The following is a 14,873-nucleotide window of genomic DNA, read 5'->3' as shown; positions in this document are numbered from 1 at the left end:
CCTAAAAAATTTTCCGCTCTTTGTTGATCTCGCCAGTGAAGTTGGTATGCATAATGGTTTTGATCTGATCATAATTTTCAGCGTGCTTCAACGCCCACATCAATTTCGTCACGATGCTCTCCAGGCTCATGTCATAGGCCTCAATAGCACCCAATTTCAAGGCTTGTCGGCCGACATCGTACAGATGCATCATCGTTGCTCCCTCTCGGCATTGGGTTGTCACAACGACAGGGATCCTGAGGTCCCGGGCCATGCTGATCGCCTCCAGGTAAGGATAAGCGATATTCCCAGTGCCGAACCCGATCAACACCAGCCCTTTAATCCCTCCTGCAAGGACGTTTTTCACCATGCCCACTGGCGTCCCAGGGACTAACGTAATCACAGCGATATTGGGCTCGAAGCCCTTTTTTACCATTAGCACGCCACTATGCCGGCGCTTGCGATCATCACTAAATCGAATGTCGATCCGAATCTCGCCCAAAACATCCCAATTGATTGTTTCGAACGCCTTCAGTCGCGACTCCGATACCTTTGAAGCGCGACTTCCCAAGATAATTTCCTCATCAAAGACGATCATGACCCCAGCAATATCCTCTTGGGCGACCCGAATCGCATTGATCAGATTGCGTCGCGCATCTGTCTCGATCTTTCCCCCAGGGATCTGTGCACCGGTGAGAATCACAGGCTTGCCCAAATTCTGGAGGATATAAGAGAGCGCGCTGGCTGTATAAGCCATGGTATCCGTGCCGTGAGTGATCACAAAGCCATCGAACTGGTCATAATTGGTGGCGATGACTTCTGCCATGAGATCCCAGTGGTCAGGGTTGATGTTAGTGCTATCGATATTATCGATATAAGCGACTTGTAACTCGGCCACATGGTTTAGCTTGGGCTCGATGTTCAACAGATTTTCGATTGCCCGTTCCTTGGGCGGCACGATGAGCGTTCCATCCTCATCTTCTTCCATTACCAGAGTGCCGCCGCAAAACAAAATCAGAATCTTGGGCATCATGTCAGTTTGGCCCATGGATAGTATCTATTCAAATTGAAGCGCAATTTGCCAAGATATACGGTCCCTTTGGAATCACAGCAATGGCCGCGCTCGAACCATGTTTCGCCAGCGCCATTTTTACTCCCTCTTCAACTGATGAAATCGGGGTGGCAAAAATTTTGGTCTTATCTTCAGCAGAGATCCCCGCGCTGAACAAGTATACCTCAGCTTTACGGAGTACCTTGGCATATTCCTCAAACTGCCATTGATCTACAACAAAATAATCATCCTTCAGGATGTTGTGCATGAAAACTTCGACATCCTCGGTTTCCCTGAGCAATTTGCTGAACTCAGGGCTGCCCAATCCCTCGCGACATTCCGCCGCCAGGATGATGGTCCCCCCTTTTTTCACGATCGGCAACGCCGCTGTCAATCCTTTGATGGACTGGTAAAAGGTGGCATCGAGCGGATAGCCAGCAGAGGTGGTAATCACAATATCGACGGGTTCGGCAACAGTATCACCCACCTGCTCGCGAACGAATTCCACACCTCGTTGGTGCGCCTTTTCCAAATCACCAGCAAAAATACCGATAATCTGTTTATCCTCATTGAGCGCCACGTTGACGATAAAATCAACCCCGGCCATTTTGGCGATTTCCAGAGATTCCTCATGAAACGGGTTACCGTCAATTACCCCTTCACGAGCATTGGGATGCTCCAGTATCTTGGGACTGTGCATGACTTTGACCGTATCGAGGCTACTGATGCCGGGACAAATCAATTTTCGGCCACCAGAGAATCCAGCCATGAGATGCGGCTCAATGAAACCAGTGGTGATCTTCAATTCAGCGTTCACGTAACTACTATCCACCAACACGTCTGTCCCGCGGGAGGTCTTCCCAAGATAACTATGCGTCTCGTTTCGCCGGGCGTAATGATTAACGATCCGATAATTAGAAGCAATTTCTGGTCCCACCAATTGAATCAATTCATCCCCCAAATTCGGCCGATGAATTCCCGTGGCAATCAATATAGTAATACGATCCCGGCCGATGCCATTCTGTTCCAAAGTATTCAAAAGGGGCGGCAACAAAATTTTATTGGGCACTGGCCGAGTGATATCGCAGATCACAATGCAGGCCGTCTTTTTGCCTTGGGCAAGTTGCGCCAGTGGGGGTGAGCCAATCGGCGCTGCCAGCGCTTGCGCGATATGAGTCGTCGGCGTCAGAATTGGCCGACTGGGCTTCATCTTCAATATCTTGACCAAATTTTCGTCCGGGACATCAATCCAGAGCCCATCTTTTCCGTAATCGATCTTTACCCTCATTCCAATCCTTCGAAGTTCTGAAGCAATCAGTTGACTGAATCAAGTAATTATTTTGCTATGACAGTTCAGTCAGAATTGCTCAAAATGTACTAAATCCAAACCAGAATTTCAAGCTTTTTATGCAGCAAAAATTTCGCTTGACATTTGAGCACTTTCTTCTTATACTTGCATTATCAATCCCGCTCTATACCCCATAGGCATGTTTATTTCTAAACCACGAGGGAAAATGGATATTGAATTGTTCGCCATGGAGCGCTTTCAGTCGCTCTGGGAAAATGTCGTCGATTACAATCTCTCTGAAAGCGGAGTTCATCCGCTCAATTTGAAGGAGCTTCTTCACGCTTCTGAATTTGAGCAAATATCAACGATTGCATTGGGCTATAATCAGACCAATGGGAGCGAAGCGCTGCGAACCACCATCGCAAAGCTCTATTCGGGAGCCACAGCGGCGAACGTGCTCGTCACATCGGGCAGTGCTGAAGCCAATTTTCTCATTAGTTGGGCATTATTACAGCCTGGCGATGAGGTTGCTTTGATGTTGCCTAATTATATGCAGCTTTGGGGACTGGCTCGATCATTCGGTTCAAGGGTAAAAGTTTTTCATCTCATGCCCAAGGACGGCCGCTGGCAAATCGACTGGGATGAATTGGACCAAGCGATAACTCCCAAAACCAAGTTGATCGCTATATGCAATCCGAACAATCCCACTGGGGCGCAGCTTAATCAAAATGAAATTATGCGCATCTGCGAACTGGCACGAAAAACCGATGCCTGGATTTTGGCTGATGAAGTTTATCGTGGAGCCGAGCGAGATTATCAGTTAACACCCAGCTTTTGGGGTAGATCAGATAAAGTTCTGGCCGTCGCTGGTCTCTCAAAAGCATACGGTTTGCCTGGCCTGCGCATTGGTTGGATCGTTGGTCCCGCCCAATTAATCGAAAAGATTTGGTCCTATCATGACTACACCACCATATGCGCCAATCCAATCAGCGATTTTCTGGCAACCGTGGCCCTCAGCTCACCGAATCGGGAACGTATTTTAGAACGGACGAGAAATATCATTAACCATAACTACGCCGTTCTGGAGCATTGGCTGAAGAGCTACGCAGACATTTTTGAATGGATTCCTCCGCTTGCTGGCGCAATCGCTTTGGTCAAATACGCTATTGATATTAAATCGGTCGAACTGGTGACACGACTGAGACAGCAGCATAGCGTTTTGGTGGTCCCCGGCGAACATTTTCTTATGGAAAATCATCTCAGGTTTGGCTTCGGCAGCCCAGCGGACTATTTATCAAACGCCCTTGATCGCATCAGCAAGTTCCTTTCAAAGATTTAGCCTGCGACGCTCTCGTTTTATCGTTTTCAGTTTAGAAATTAATTCGAGACGAAATAACTTCAATTCATGCTTCGCTCATTATCGTCCATCACAACCAATAAAAAAAGGGAATAGCTTTGCAGCTACTCCCTGATATCTCTTCACTCAAAATTAGGCTAATGGTTTAGCATCTTTTAATTCCTTCAGCAACTCCACCAGAAAGTCCCATACCTTTCCGATCGCTGGAATGCTGATCTTCTCATCTGGTGAATGCGGGTTTTTGAGATCTGGGCCAATTGAAATCATGTCCATTCCTGGATTTTTATCTCCAATGATACCGCATTCCAATCCAGCATGGATCACTTCGACCACTGGATCTTTGCCGAACATCCGGCGATAGAGTTTTCTGCATCGATCCAATAGCGGGGAATCCATCCTGGGCGGCCAGGGTGGATAGCCATCGCCGCTGCGAGCCTCGCCGCCGGCCAGACGGGTCACCGCCTCAATGCGATTGGTATGGGCGTGCAGCCGCGATACGATGGAGCTACGCTGGCTGGTCAAAACTTTCACCGCGCCGTTCTCCACTGTGATATTCGCAAGATTATTGGAGGTTTCTACCAGCCCTGGGATATCGGTGGACATTGCTGCCACACCGTGCGGCATGACTAAAAGAAAATCGATCAGTTTTCGCGTATCTTTTGCAGTAAAAACTTGGTTGAATTTTCCAGCACCATTTGGCTCAATGGTAATTTTCAGGTCAGGATCGGTGTTTTTAAATTCACTCTTAAGAATTTGCTCTTGCTGGGTTACTTCCTTTTGGACTTTATCCCAATCATTTTTGGGAAAGAAAACCACCGCCTCGCAATCTCGAGGAATAGCATTATGGGCCCGGCCCCCCTGAATGTGAGCCACTCGCATGTCAGTAACTTTCTTGAGCGCATCAAGCACTCGAGCAACCACTTTAATGGCATTCGCCCGCTCTTCTTTGATGTTAACTCCGGAATGTCCCCCTTTCATGCCGCTACCAGTAAGTTTATATGCCTGATAGCCGGTCGGTATGGATTCAAAATTGATCGGCACGGTGGAAGTGGTATTCATTCCACCCGCGCATCCAACGGTAAACACGCCCTCATCCTCGGAATCCAAGTTGATCAATATCTTGCCCTCAATAAATCCTGGCTGCAACGCATTGGCTCCAGTGAGCCCGGTCTCCTCATCGACGGTAAATAACAATTCCAATGGAGGATGCGGGACGTCTTTTGAGACCGCTACGGTCATTGCCATGGCGATGGCAATCCCATTGTCAGCACCAAGCGTGGTTTTATCTGCCCTAAGCCAATCCCCATCATAAATCAACTTTATCGGGTCTTTTGAAAAATCATGATCTGAGTCCGGCGTCTTTTCACAAACCATGTCCATATGTCCCTGTAGCACTGTGAGCGGCGCTTGCTCATATCCTGGCGAAGCTGGGACTTTGATGACCAGATTGCCCACCGCATCTGTTTTGGTGGCGAACTGGTGTTCCTTGGCCCATTGGAGCAGCCAAGATCGAATCTGATCCTCTTTTTTCGAGCAGCGTGGTATTTTCGTGATCTGCTCAAACCATTTTAGAATCTCATTCGTTTTTGCATGTTCAAATTTCATCGCATCCTCCTCAATGATCTTCCGCTTTTTGCACTTTTTATTTCTGAATCTGAAGGCGGCTTAATATAACGATTTCAGCCCTAATAGTCAAGCAAAAAGCTTGCGGTGCTCGGCAGACCTATCTGCCCAAGGCCAAGCGACTGAAAATCAAGATGACAAATCAGAATCAAATCTACATTGAAAAAGGTATCTTCAGGCGGCATTCTTCAATCTAAAAACCAATTGCTTAACGGTATCAACCAGAACCTTGTTTCCGAAAAAGTTCATCGCAACAACTGAAGATTTTGCCTGTTAACCTTTCATTGGTTTATTTTCAATAGTCTGAGTCATCACAACTCCTTTGAATCAATAATTCTCAACCGTACCAGCCATATTTCAGTGAAGAGAAATGATGGAGTTGACCGTTGACCAAGAAAAATAGCTTGCATTTTTTGGAATGATTAGCTATATTAAGCGGTTTTTTTATGATGCTCATTTCTGTGAAGTTGACTGATCGAGGTCACATATGATGAGCATGGACTTCTTGAAATGAAAGATGAAATGTAAACCGTTAAGGAGTATCAATTATGGCGATCATGCATAAGATGCGGGAGAACACGCATATCATTCTGTTCTTTTTGCTGATCATGTTTTTGCTCAGTATGACCATTGGCGGATTGGTAGGTGGTGCTGACATCACCCATTTATTCACGCGGCGCCCCGACACCGTACTTACGGTCAACGGCCAGAATGTTTCTATTGAGCAATATAATGAACGACGGCAGCAATATTTCGAATATTATCGCCAACAAAACAAAAAAGAGCCAGAGGGATTTGAATTGCAACGTCTCGAAGATGAGCTGTTCGAATCTTACGTTCGGGAAATTTTGGTGCAACAGTTTGCAGAGAAAGCCAAGATCGGCGTCACCAGCAAAGAAGTGCATTATTACATGTTTGATGATCCCAGCGTCTACTTGGCGTCATCTCCATATTTTCGAGATGAGAAAGGCAATTTCGATCTGAAGACATATAAAGAAGTGATGAAGGATGGTCGGTATTTGCCGTTGTTCAGCCAACTTGAAGAGGATCTGAAACGGTCAATTCCATTTAATAAAATTAATCAGCAGATTCTCACTTCAGTTTTTGTGACAGATGAAGAGGCACGGACGGAATTTGCAAGGCGCAATCAGACGATTAAAGTGAAATATGTCAGTTTCAATCCAGCGGAATTTAAGATCGCCGATAACGAAATCAAGCAGGATGAACTGAAGAAATACTACGATGAACACAAAGAGAACTTCAAAGAAGAGGAAACCCGAAAAATTCAATACGTTCTTTTTCCGTTGATCCCGTCGGCCAATGATACCAGTGACGCACTGTTCAACGCGGAGGCGCTGCTGGATAGTATTCGACAGGGAATTGATTTTGCCTATTTGGCACAAACCTATTCCGATGATCCGGGATCTGCTCAAAAGGGGGGCGACCTGGATTATTTTGAACGCGGCGTGATGGTAAAGCCTTTCGAGGATGCCGCATTCTCGGCCGCAATTGGTGAAGTCGTCGGTCCGATCATCTCTCAACATGGAATCCATATCATCAAAGTTGAGGATCGAAAGGTTGAAGACGGCAAAGAAAAGGTTCGTGCTCGACACATCCTGCTGCGGATTAATCCGTCGCGCAGCACTTCAGAGCTCGCAGCCGATGATGCAAATAATTTCATTGAAAATGCCAAAAAAGAGGGATTTGTCGCTGCTGCAGCGGCCGTTAAAATGAATGTCGACACAACTAATTTCTTCGATAAGCGCGGGGTGATTCCTGGGTTAGGCCTCCAGAAAATATTGGCAGAAGACATTTTTCACGCCAAGATCGGCAAGGTCAGCCGACGACACTATATTGAAAATCGCGGCTATATCGTTTATCAATTGCTGGAAATCAAAAAAGCGCGCATGAAGCCGTTCAATGAGGTGGAGCAGATCGTAAAGAATGCGGTGATCCGAGAGAAGCAGAAACAACGCGCGGAGCAAGCCGCCCAGCAATTTCGCGCAAAGATTCAGCAACCCATGGATTTTGAGACTCAGGCCGAGGCGAGTTCTTTGCAAATTCTCGAAACTGATTTTTTCACCCTCGAAGGTTACGGCCGCAACGTACCGCAGGATCCCAATTTCAAAGGGGCAGCATTTGGATTAGAAGTTGATGAGGTCTCTCCTGTGGTCCGAGGCAATCGCGGCGTTTGGGTGATCAAAATGATTGAAAAGACCGATTTCGATGCCAGCGCTTTTGCCGCGCAGAAAGAAAACATCAAAAACGAATTGTTACAGAGAAAGCAGCGAGCTGCATTGGAAGATTGGTACGAAAATTTGAAGAAGGAGGCAAAAATTCGGGATTATAGATATCTATTCCTTTAGAATCGCAATCCTGCCATGAAATATTGGCAAATCACTATGCCAATCAATTCTGCCAAATTTAGCTAACGTATTTTAAAATGGCAAATGCTTCAGTGATGCTTCGGCCAATGAGTTGCCGAAGCATCACGAGCCGAACAATCCATCAATTTTCGTCCCACAAAAACGACAATTCCCTGCCTTGATATGATTCTGAATAATCTGAAATCCATATCTTTCGATAAGCAGCTTCCCGCAATTGTAGCAATAGGTATTTTCTGCATCGCTGCCAGGGACATTTCCCAAATAAACATAGCGCAAGCCCTGAGCCAGCCCAATATCGCGCGCTCGGTTCAGCGATGCAACCGGCGTGGGGCTATGATCGGTCAAACGATAGTGGGGATAAAAACGACTGATGTGCCATGGCGTGTCCACCCCTAAATCATTTTTAATGAATTCAGCTATTGCGGTGAGTTCCTCGTCAGAATCATTCTCCCCAGGAATCAACAAAGTGGTGATCTCCACATAAATATCGAGCTTTTTCATCAACTTCAATGTCTCTAATACTGGTTGCAATTTGCCACCAGTCATTTTTCGATAAAATTGATCGTTAAAACTTTTGAGATCGACATTAGCTGCATCAAGCACATCGTGAATTTTTTGCAGCGGTTCTGGATTGATATAACCATTAGTGACAAACACATTGAGTAGCCCCTGCTGATGCGCAAGCTGTGCAGTATCATATGCATATTCAAAATAGATTGTCGGTTCAGTATAGGTATAAGCGATCGATTGGCATCGGTTATGTTTCGCCAGCTTCACCAACTCTTCCGGAGAAATCTCTCGACTGAACCGGTCGATATCACCAACGTCTCGCACTTGAGAAATGTCATAATTCTGGCAGAATTTGCAATGAAAGTTGCAGCCGACAGTAGCAATTGAGAACGATTGGGAGCCTGGCAACACGTGGAATAGTGGCTTTTTCTCGATGGGATCGATATGGAGAGCAATCGCTTTGCCATAGACCAGGGAGAATAATTTGCCGTCGATATTCTGGCGAACACCACAGATCCCCACCTGCCCGGGCTTTAGACGACAATCGTGAGGACAAAGCTGACAAACGACACGCTGATCCGCCTCGATTTGATAGAACATGGCCTCTTTCATTCGATCACCTCATCGTTATTATTCTCTGGTGGCTGCGCTGGCTAAAAATGCAGCCACAATAGTCCTGGCGGTAAAGTTGGAATTGAGCGCTCAATTCAAGGCTCTGCTTATAGCCATCCTTTTTTTTGAAATTTTCTGATAGAAAATGGACCCCATATCGACCTGCCAGTTCTTCCCCCAAACGATTGATCATTGTGGCATCTTTGTGGGGACTGATGGTTAGAGTCGTAGTAAAATATTCAATGCCTTCCTGCTTGGCAAATTGAGCTGTAGCCTCGAGCCGCATTCGATAGCAAATCTGGCACCGTTGCCCCCGCTCTGGTGCAGATTCCAAGCCTCGGATTAGGTTCATCCAGCGGTCCACATCGTAAGGCTGTTCGATCACCACAATTGAAAGCTGCCGCGCAATTCGCTTTAGCTCAGCCAATCGACGAAGATACTCTTGCTCGGGATGAATGTTCGGGTTATAAAAGAAACAATAGATGTCATATTCATCCTGTAACCGCATCCTGGGTACCGTGACGCACGGCGCGCAGCAGGTATGTAGCAGCAATTTGGGTTTTTCCATCATCACGACGCAAAATATTTTCAGGTACGATCGGAAGAATTTCGATCTCAGAGCACTCTAGTAAATGCGAATTATCTGCTTTTGGAGCGCAAACAACTGATGCTCTGGATTAGGAGCTAGGGGTCAATTGCTTTACAAGCAAAATCGTTTTCCTTGCAAAACAGACCATCGAGCCCGATGCGATTGAAAGTTAATATCTGACCGTTGTTCTGCACTGCCTCGATCGTCTCAATATAAAAGAACAATTGCAAAAAGTCAAGTTCATTTTCCTTAGAAACCAAATTGCTATGGATGTGTTCTACATTAAAAAAAAACTCCCCTGGAAGCAATTCCCAGAGGAGTTGATGAGTTTTATTGATCAATTTGGGTTTGAACTTTTGAGGCGCTGCTCATTTATTATTTGAATCTTCCTTTTTCTTTTTCAGATCCCCCTCAAGGATTCTTCGGAGGCGCTCCAGCTCACGCTCTGCTTTGCGACGTTCTTCCTTAATGCGTTCCAGTTCTTCTTCTGCTGATTCGGTCTCGCGCTGTTCCTTAATAATTTGTTCGAACAACTCGCGGCGACTTTCCGCTTTGCGAATGAGGATATCTTTATCGCTCAGCCGGTACACTGATGTCGGCAATAATGTAAGGCTTAATCCCAGATTGATCCGCCAGCCGGGATAATTAGGCAGATCGGGCGCTGGTGGAGCCACCAAAGATTGGTTGACATCCTCCGACAATCGTAGATCGGTCGAAAAGCTCAGCGTCATCCAACGATAGGCGTGATAGCTAATCCCAGGGGAGAGGTAAATATAGTCTTCCAAACTGTAAGCGGTTAGCGGGGGACGCTGCAAAAACTTGTTTCCGTAAAGTTCAATTGAAAAATCGAATTCTGAACTGGGGATTTTCATTCCAAAGCCGTATATAAATTGTTGACTCATATTGGTGACACTGATATTGTACCTCGGGAGCAATTTTTTCCCTACGTCATTATGATTGACATATCCGAAATTGGCGTGGATATTCAAATTGTCGTCTGGGTAAAGGGGATCGCGGGCGTAGGTCAACATGGTTGTAAAGCCCCACTCGATGGTACCAGCCGAGTAAGGTTCGAATGGAACATTATGGTATTTTGCAGTTGGGAAACGGGTATCGAAACTGACCGCCCAGGTGAGCGATGTGCCTTTTAAATTGTATGACCCCAACTTCAGCCCAAGAAATAGATCATCTGGAATATTGTATCCAGTTTGGCCTCGATGGGTGTCTTGATACATTACTGGCGCAATTGCCAGCTCCACATGATCGGTAATGCCATAGTTAAAACTCAAAGCGCCTTGCACGTCCCAATAGGTCACAGCGGTTGGTTGGTTTTGCGTCGAAACTTTCCCAAAAAAACGGGTGCGGCCGTACAGCGTCAAATAGCCGGGCTTGAGGTTCCAGGCGGATTTTACATAGGTGAGGCCATTGCCCCCATTGATTCCGATGGCATGGGCCAGCGGCAAACTGCTGGTCAATAGCAACAACAATACCCCCGCGCTCACAGCGTTCCTTGCTTTCATAGTTCAAACCTCCAAATTGTTGTCATAACCATGTGATGCAATTCCCATTCTGTTCGGTTTGACGGCTACAAATTATCGTTTTTTTTGTATATTGTCAATAGATATTTTTCATGTTACAACAACTTAATTGCAAAATGACAAACTTGCAATCAACTGGCATGAAACTAACGGCTATAGTAGACGATCCACCAGTAGATTTGGACAAGCGTGGCCACTTTCGTGACAAATCCCAAGAAATTTCCCACATGATACCACGTCGAACCAGAGACAATAATCGTATCATTAGGTTGCAAAATTGGAATACGAGATTGATCACCTTTGTCGACGAACTTTTTAATGTTGACATCGATGACCACCTTGGTGGAATCGGTTCCTTTGGAGCGAATGAGACGGACGCGACTGAGTTTCGCTCCATCCCGAGGACCGCCAGCAAAAGCGATCAGTGAGATCACATCGGTATCGCTGGGGACCAAGTATTGCCCTGGTTTAGCCACAAATCCCCAAATATTCACTTTGATCAAAAGCTGATCATCTGTTCCTAAGAAATATTGTGCACCGCGCGGAAATTTCGAATCTTGGGCAAAGCTGATTCTTTCGCTCACGAGAGTCTGAATAATGACCAATAATAACGCCCACCATATCCACCCACGCTTAAATGTCATATTACCTCCAAGATTCAATCACCCAAATAAGTCGTCACTCTATCATTTTTTAATTTATCGAGCGAATAATAGCAAAAAAAATCTCAATTATCAAGTTAAAATAATTTATTTATTTTTCTGACACGATAGCTTGTCAGCCGATCCACAAAACAGTCATCAAACAATTTGCTTGCTAATTTGGATTAAAAATGCTATTTTAAGATAAAAATTTAAGGGAGCGTTCAATGTTTTCAGACACATTTATTGGCAAATTAAAATCTGCTCACACTGTGGTCGTCCTGACCGGAGCTGGTATCTCAGCCGAAAGTGGAGTTCCGACCTTTCGGGGCGATGAGGGATTATGGAAACAATTTCGGCCCGAGGAACTGGCCAATTTTGACGCCTTTATTCGCAACCCGAAATTGGTTTGGGAATGGTATAATTATCGGAAAACCTTGATCAGTCAAGTCAACCCGAATCCAGGACATTATGCGCTGGTCAAATTGGAGTCCATGTACGATGATTTCCATTTGATCACTCAAAATGTCGACAACTTACACCAACGAGCTGGCAGCAAAAGAATCTATGAGCTACATGGGAACATAATGAGAAATCGCTGCGTTGACTGTAATAAACGTTGGGATACTATTCCTCATTTCAATGGGGCTGAGCTTCCCCGATGCGATTGCGGGGGGCTTATTCGGCCCGATGTGGTTTGGTTTGGGGAAGCGCTACCGCATCAGGTGCTATTGGATTCATTTGCTGCGGCGGAATCTGCGGATGTTTTTCTGACCATCGGAACATCAGCGGTGGTCCAACCCGCCGCTTCCTTGCCGATTGAGGCAAAACACGCTGGCGCTTATGTGGTAGAGATTAACACCAATCCCACTGCCATCACCAATTTGGTTGACGAAGCCATCATGGGGAAATCTGGTGAAATTTTGCCCCAATTGATCGAACGGCTCTCTATGGGCGAATCATGAAACTAAGCGGGTTAAAACTTGTGGTCTTAGCGTTGCTGTTGAGCTTTGTTTCCAGTTGTGCTTATTACAACACTTTCTTCAACGCTAAGAAATATTATAATGACGCTGAAAAGCAACGCCTCAAGCGATTGGAAGATATGACGAAAAGGCGAGGGTCAAGCCAGCAACGATCCGCCAATCCGAACAAACCCAGTTCGCTCGAGCTGCAAAATTACGACAAATCGATAGAAAAGGCATCCAAGGTGTTGGAGTTCTATCCCAACAGCAAATATGTTGATGATGCGCTGTTCTTGTTGGGACAATGTTTCTATCGCAAGGAGGAGTATAATAAAGCCCAGCGCAAATTTCTGGAGCTCATTCAGAATTTTCCTAATAGTGAATTTTTCGCGGCGAGCAAATTATGGTATGGGAAAACGAATATTGAGCTGCAAGAGTACGATGCTGCTGAGAAGAACTTTCATGATATCTTGAACAGCAAAGCAACCGACGAGATTCGGGACGAAGCTCAGTTCTTATTGGGCGGGCTGTTTAAGCACAAGAAAGATTATGTCACTGCTATTTCAGAGTATCAGACTGCAGCCCGGCGAACCAGGGACAAAACGTTGCGCGCCAAAGCCTATTACGAAATGGGTGAGTGCCACTTTTTGCTCAAAAACTTCGCCAGTGCGGTTGAAAGCTACAAACAAGCCAGAAAATATAGCCCCGATTCCAAATTTGAGTTCAACGCCATGTTTCGAGCCGGCTTGGCGCTGAAAGAAATGAAAAGCTTTGATGATGCCATAAAGATCTTCAATAACTTGCTCGGGGATGTGGTGAATGAAGAGAACTGGCCAGTTTGCCGCCTGGAGATCGGTCATTGTTATCGTCTGAAAGGGGAATTCGATCACGCGATTGAATGGTATCTGGACATCATCTCGCGTCATCCGAAAACCGAAGAGGCGGCCACTGCATATTATTTTTTGGGGAAAATTTACCAGGACCGAGACGGCAATTATGAACAAGCCAAAGAATTTTTCGACAAAGCCATTCTCGAAAATGCCAGCGCCGAGATCATCCCAGAGGCAAGGACCATCAGTAAGAACATTCAGCAGATGCTAAGTTTGCGCGCCACTATCTTAGCCCAGCAGAAAAGCATGGCCCGAGGAGATTCGATCGCTGCTATACTGGATAAATATGATCTGAACAGCGAAGAACTTCCGAAGCTATCCCATACCAAATTAGATACGCTTGTTGCTACCGCCCTGTTTATCCCGCTGGACTCGCTTACAGTCGCCCAACATAAATTAATTCCGATTTATGAAAAATATTATGGCAAGCATTATGATCGATTTGGTGAGAAAATTATTACCACGGATCCATTAAACCCAAAGCGAAAACCAGTGGTAGAACCCACCTTGTTAGATAGTTTAGTTGCTCAATCTTTACGCATTCCTTTGAATTATCTCCAAAGTTATGTCGCCGATTCGCTGTACCCAATGTATGATCGATATTACGCTCAGTACACTAAAAATAAATTGCTCTACGAGCAATTTTATCAATCAAAAGGGGCGACTGGCAAAACTGAACAACAAGGGACCGCATTTCAGGAATTAGTGAAAGCCAAATTGGCGCTTGCAGAGCTCTATTTGTTTGAATTCTCCCAACCTGATTCCGCCTTGAAAGAATATATCGATATTCTGGAAATGGACACATCGCGTCAGGTGATCCCCAGGACTCTGTTTTCGATTGGTTATATCTGCGAAAAGTTCAAACAGGATACCTTGTTGGCCGATTCCGTCTATCAACGGCTGATTGCCCAATATCCCGATGATCCTTTAGCTCAAAAAGCGCGAAAGAAAATCAAGACAATTTCGATAGTGGATCCGAACGCTGCCCTGGCAACTAAATATGCGTTGGCTGAACAAGCTTATTTGGATCGACGCCAATATCAGGAAGCACTGGATACATTCCAATCGATCTATGAGCAGGCGCCAGGTTCGGAATACGCACCCAAGGCATTGATGGCCATGGGTTATATTTATGAACATGACATACAGCATTTCGATAAGGCGTTTGAAATTTATCAGCATTTGGTGAGCGATTATCCGACTTCTCCATATGCTAAACGGGTGAAGCCTAAAGTGGACGAGGTAATCAAATCGCGGACATCTTCAAGCCAGATTAAAAAAGACGAGTCCGTGGTGGATGCGAGCGCTTTAGCGAAAAAGGCGACCAGTGATTCCACACAGTTGGCAGACAGTGCCCTCAGTGATCGCGAACAGTATCGCAGGCTGTTACGTCAGGAGATGGAAAAGAACGATCCCCGAAGAAAATCACCGCGACGATGGTAGGGA

Annotated in this window: 11 protein-coding genes; 4 read left to right on the top strand and 7 right to left on the bottom strand. The window is 45.7% G+C overall.

Features of this window, described 5'->3' with window-relative positions:
• Nucleotide 1 precedes the first annotated feature (1 nt).
• Nucleotides 2-1,012: an asparaginase gene (locus ONB37_13775; protein MDZ7401225.1), complete on the bottom strand. Its 1,011-nt coding sequence runs from the start codon at nt 1,010-1,012 to the stop codon at nt 2-4.
• A 28-nt stretch (nt 1,013-1,040) separates the two neighbouring features.
• Nucleotides 1,041-2,318, bottom strand: coding sequence for a nickel-dependent lactate racemase (larA, locus tag ONB37_13770; protein ID MDZ7401224.1), 1,278 nt, complete (start codon nt 2,316-2,318; stop codon nt 1,041-1,043).
• Nucleotides 2,319-2,544: 226 nt separating this feature from the next.
• On the opposite strand from larA, the gene ONB37_13765 reads away from it, so the two are divergent.
• Nucleotides 2,545-3,657 (top strand): aminotransferase class I/II-fold pyridoxal phosphate-dependent enzyme, encoded by a 1,113-nt coding sequence (locus ONB37_13765; GenBank protein MDZ7401223.1) that lies wholly within the window; start codon nt 2,545-2,547, stop codon nt 3,655-3,657.
• Nucleotides 3,658-3,807: 150 nt separating this feature from the next.
• Here ONB37_13765 and ONB37_13760 read toward each other — a convergent pair whose 3' ends face one another.
• A complete protein-coding gene (locus tag ONB37_13760; GenBank protein MDZ7401222.1) occupies nt 3,808-5,280 on the bottom strand; it encodes an aminoacyl-histidine dipeptidase in 1,473 nt (490 codons plus the stop codon).
• A gap of 566 nt (nt 5,281-5,846) precedes the next feature.
• Here ONB37_13760 and ONB37_13755 point away from each other — a divergent pair.
• Complete coding sequence (locus ONB37_13755) at nt 5,847-7,664, top strand: peptidylprolyl isomerase (protein MDZ7401221.1); 1,818 nt, start codon at nt 5,847-5,849, stop codon at nt 7,662-7,664.
• 123 nt (nt 7,665-7,787) lie between these two features.
• Here the strand turns inward: ONB37_13755 and amrS are convergent, their stop codons facing one another.
• The 4 genes from amrS to ONB37_13735 form a co-directional block, all read right to left on the bottom strand.
• Nucleotides 7,788-8,807 (bottom strand): AmmeMemoRadiSam system radical SAM enzyme, encoded by a 1,020-nt coding sequence (gene amrS / locus ONB37_13750; GenBank protein ID MDZ7401220.1) that lies wholly within the window; start codon nt 8,805-8,807, stop codon nt 7,788-7,790.
• A gap of 4 nt (nt 8,808-8,811) precedes the next feature.
• Nucleotides 8,812-9,378, bottom strand: a complete 567-nt coding sequence (locus ONB37_13745; GenBank protein MDZ7401219.1) for an epoxyqueuosine reductase QueH — start codon at nt 9,376-9,378, stop codon at nt 8,812-8,814.
• A gap of 386 nt (nt 9,379-9,764) precedes the next feature.
• The gene (locus ONB37_13740) at nt 9,765-10,916 is read right to left on the bottom strand and encodes a transporter (GenBank protein ID MDZ7401218.1); all 1,152 of its coding nucleotides are present in this window, start codon (nt 10,914-10,916) and stop codon (nt 9,765-9,767) included.
• 164 nt (nt 10,917-11,080) lie between these two features.
• Nucleotides 11,081-11,578 (bottom strand): SLBB domain-containing protein, encoded by a 498-nt coding sequence (locus ONB37_13735; protein ID MDZ7401217.1) that lies wholly within the window; start codon nt 11,576-11,578, stop codon nt 11,081-11,083.
• Nucleotides 11,579-11,802: 224 nt separating this feature from the next.
• Between ONB37_13735 and ONB37_13730 the strand changes: the two genes are divergently transcribed.
• Both ONB37_13730 and ONB37_13725 read left to right on the top strand, forming a co-directional pair.
• Nucleotides 11,803-12,540 (top strand): NAD-dependent deacylase, encoded by a 738-nt coding sequence (locus tag ONB37_13730; GenBank protein MDZ7401216.1) that lies wholly within the window; start codon nt 11,803-11,805, stop codon nt 12,538-12,540.
• Entirely contained in the window at nt 12,537-14,870 is a 2,334-nt protein-coding gene (locus tag ONB37_13725; protein MDZ7401215.1) for a tetratricopeptide repeat protein, read from the top strand. Before ONB37_13730 ends, ONB37_13725 begins: the two co-directional genes overlap by 4 nt.
• Nucleotides 14,871-14,873: the final 3 nt, after the last annotated feature.

The organism is candidate division KSB1 bacterium (assembly GCA_034506395.1).
Lineage (GTDB): Bacteria > Zhuqueibacterota > Zhuqueibacteria > Thermofontimicrobiales > Thermofontimicrobiaceae > Thermofontimicrobium.
This window is presented reverse-complemented; position numbering and strand designations above follow the sequence as displayed.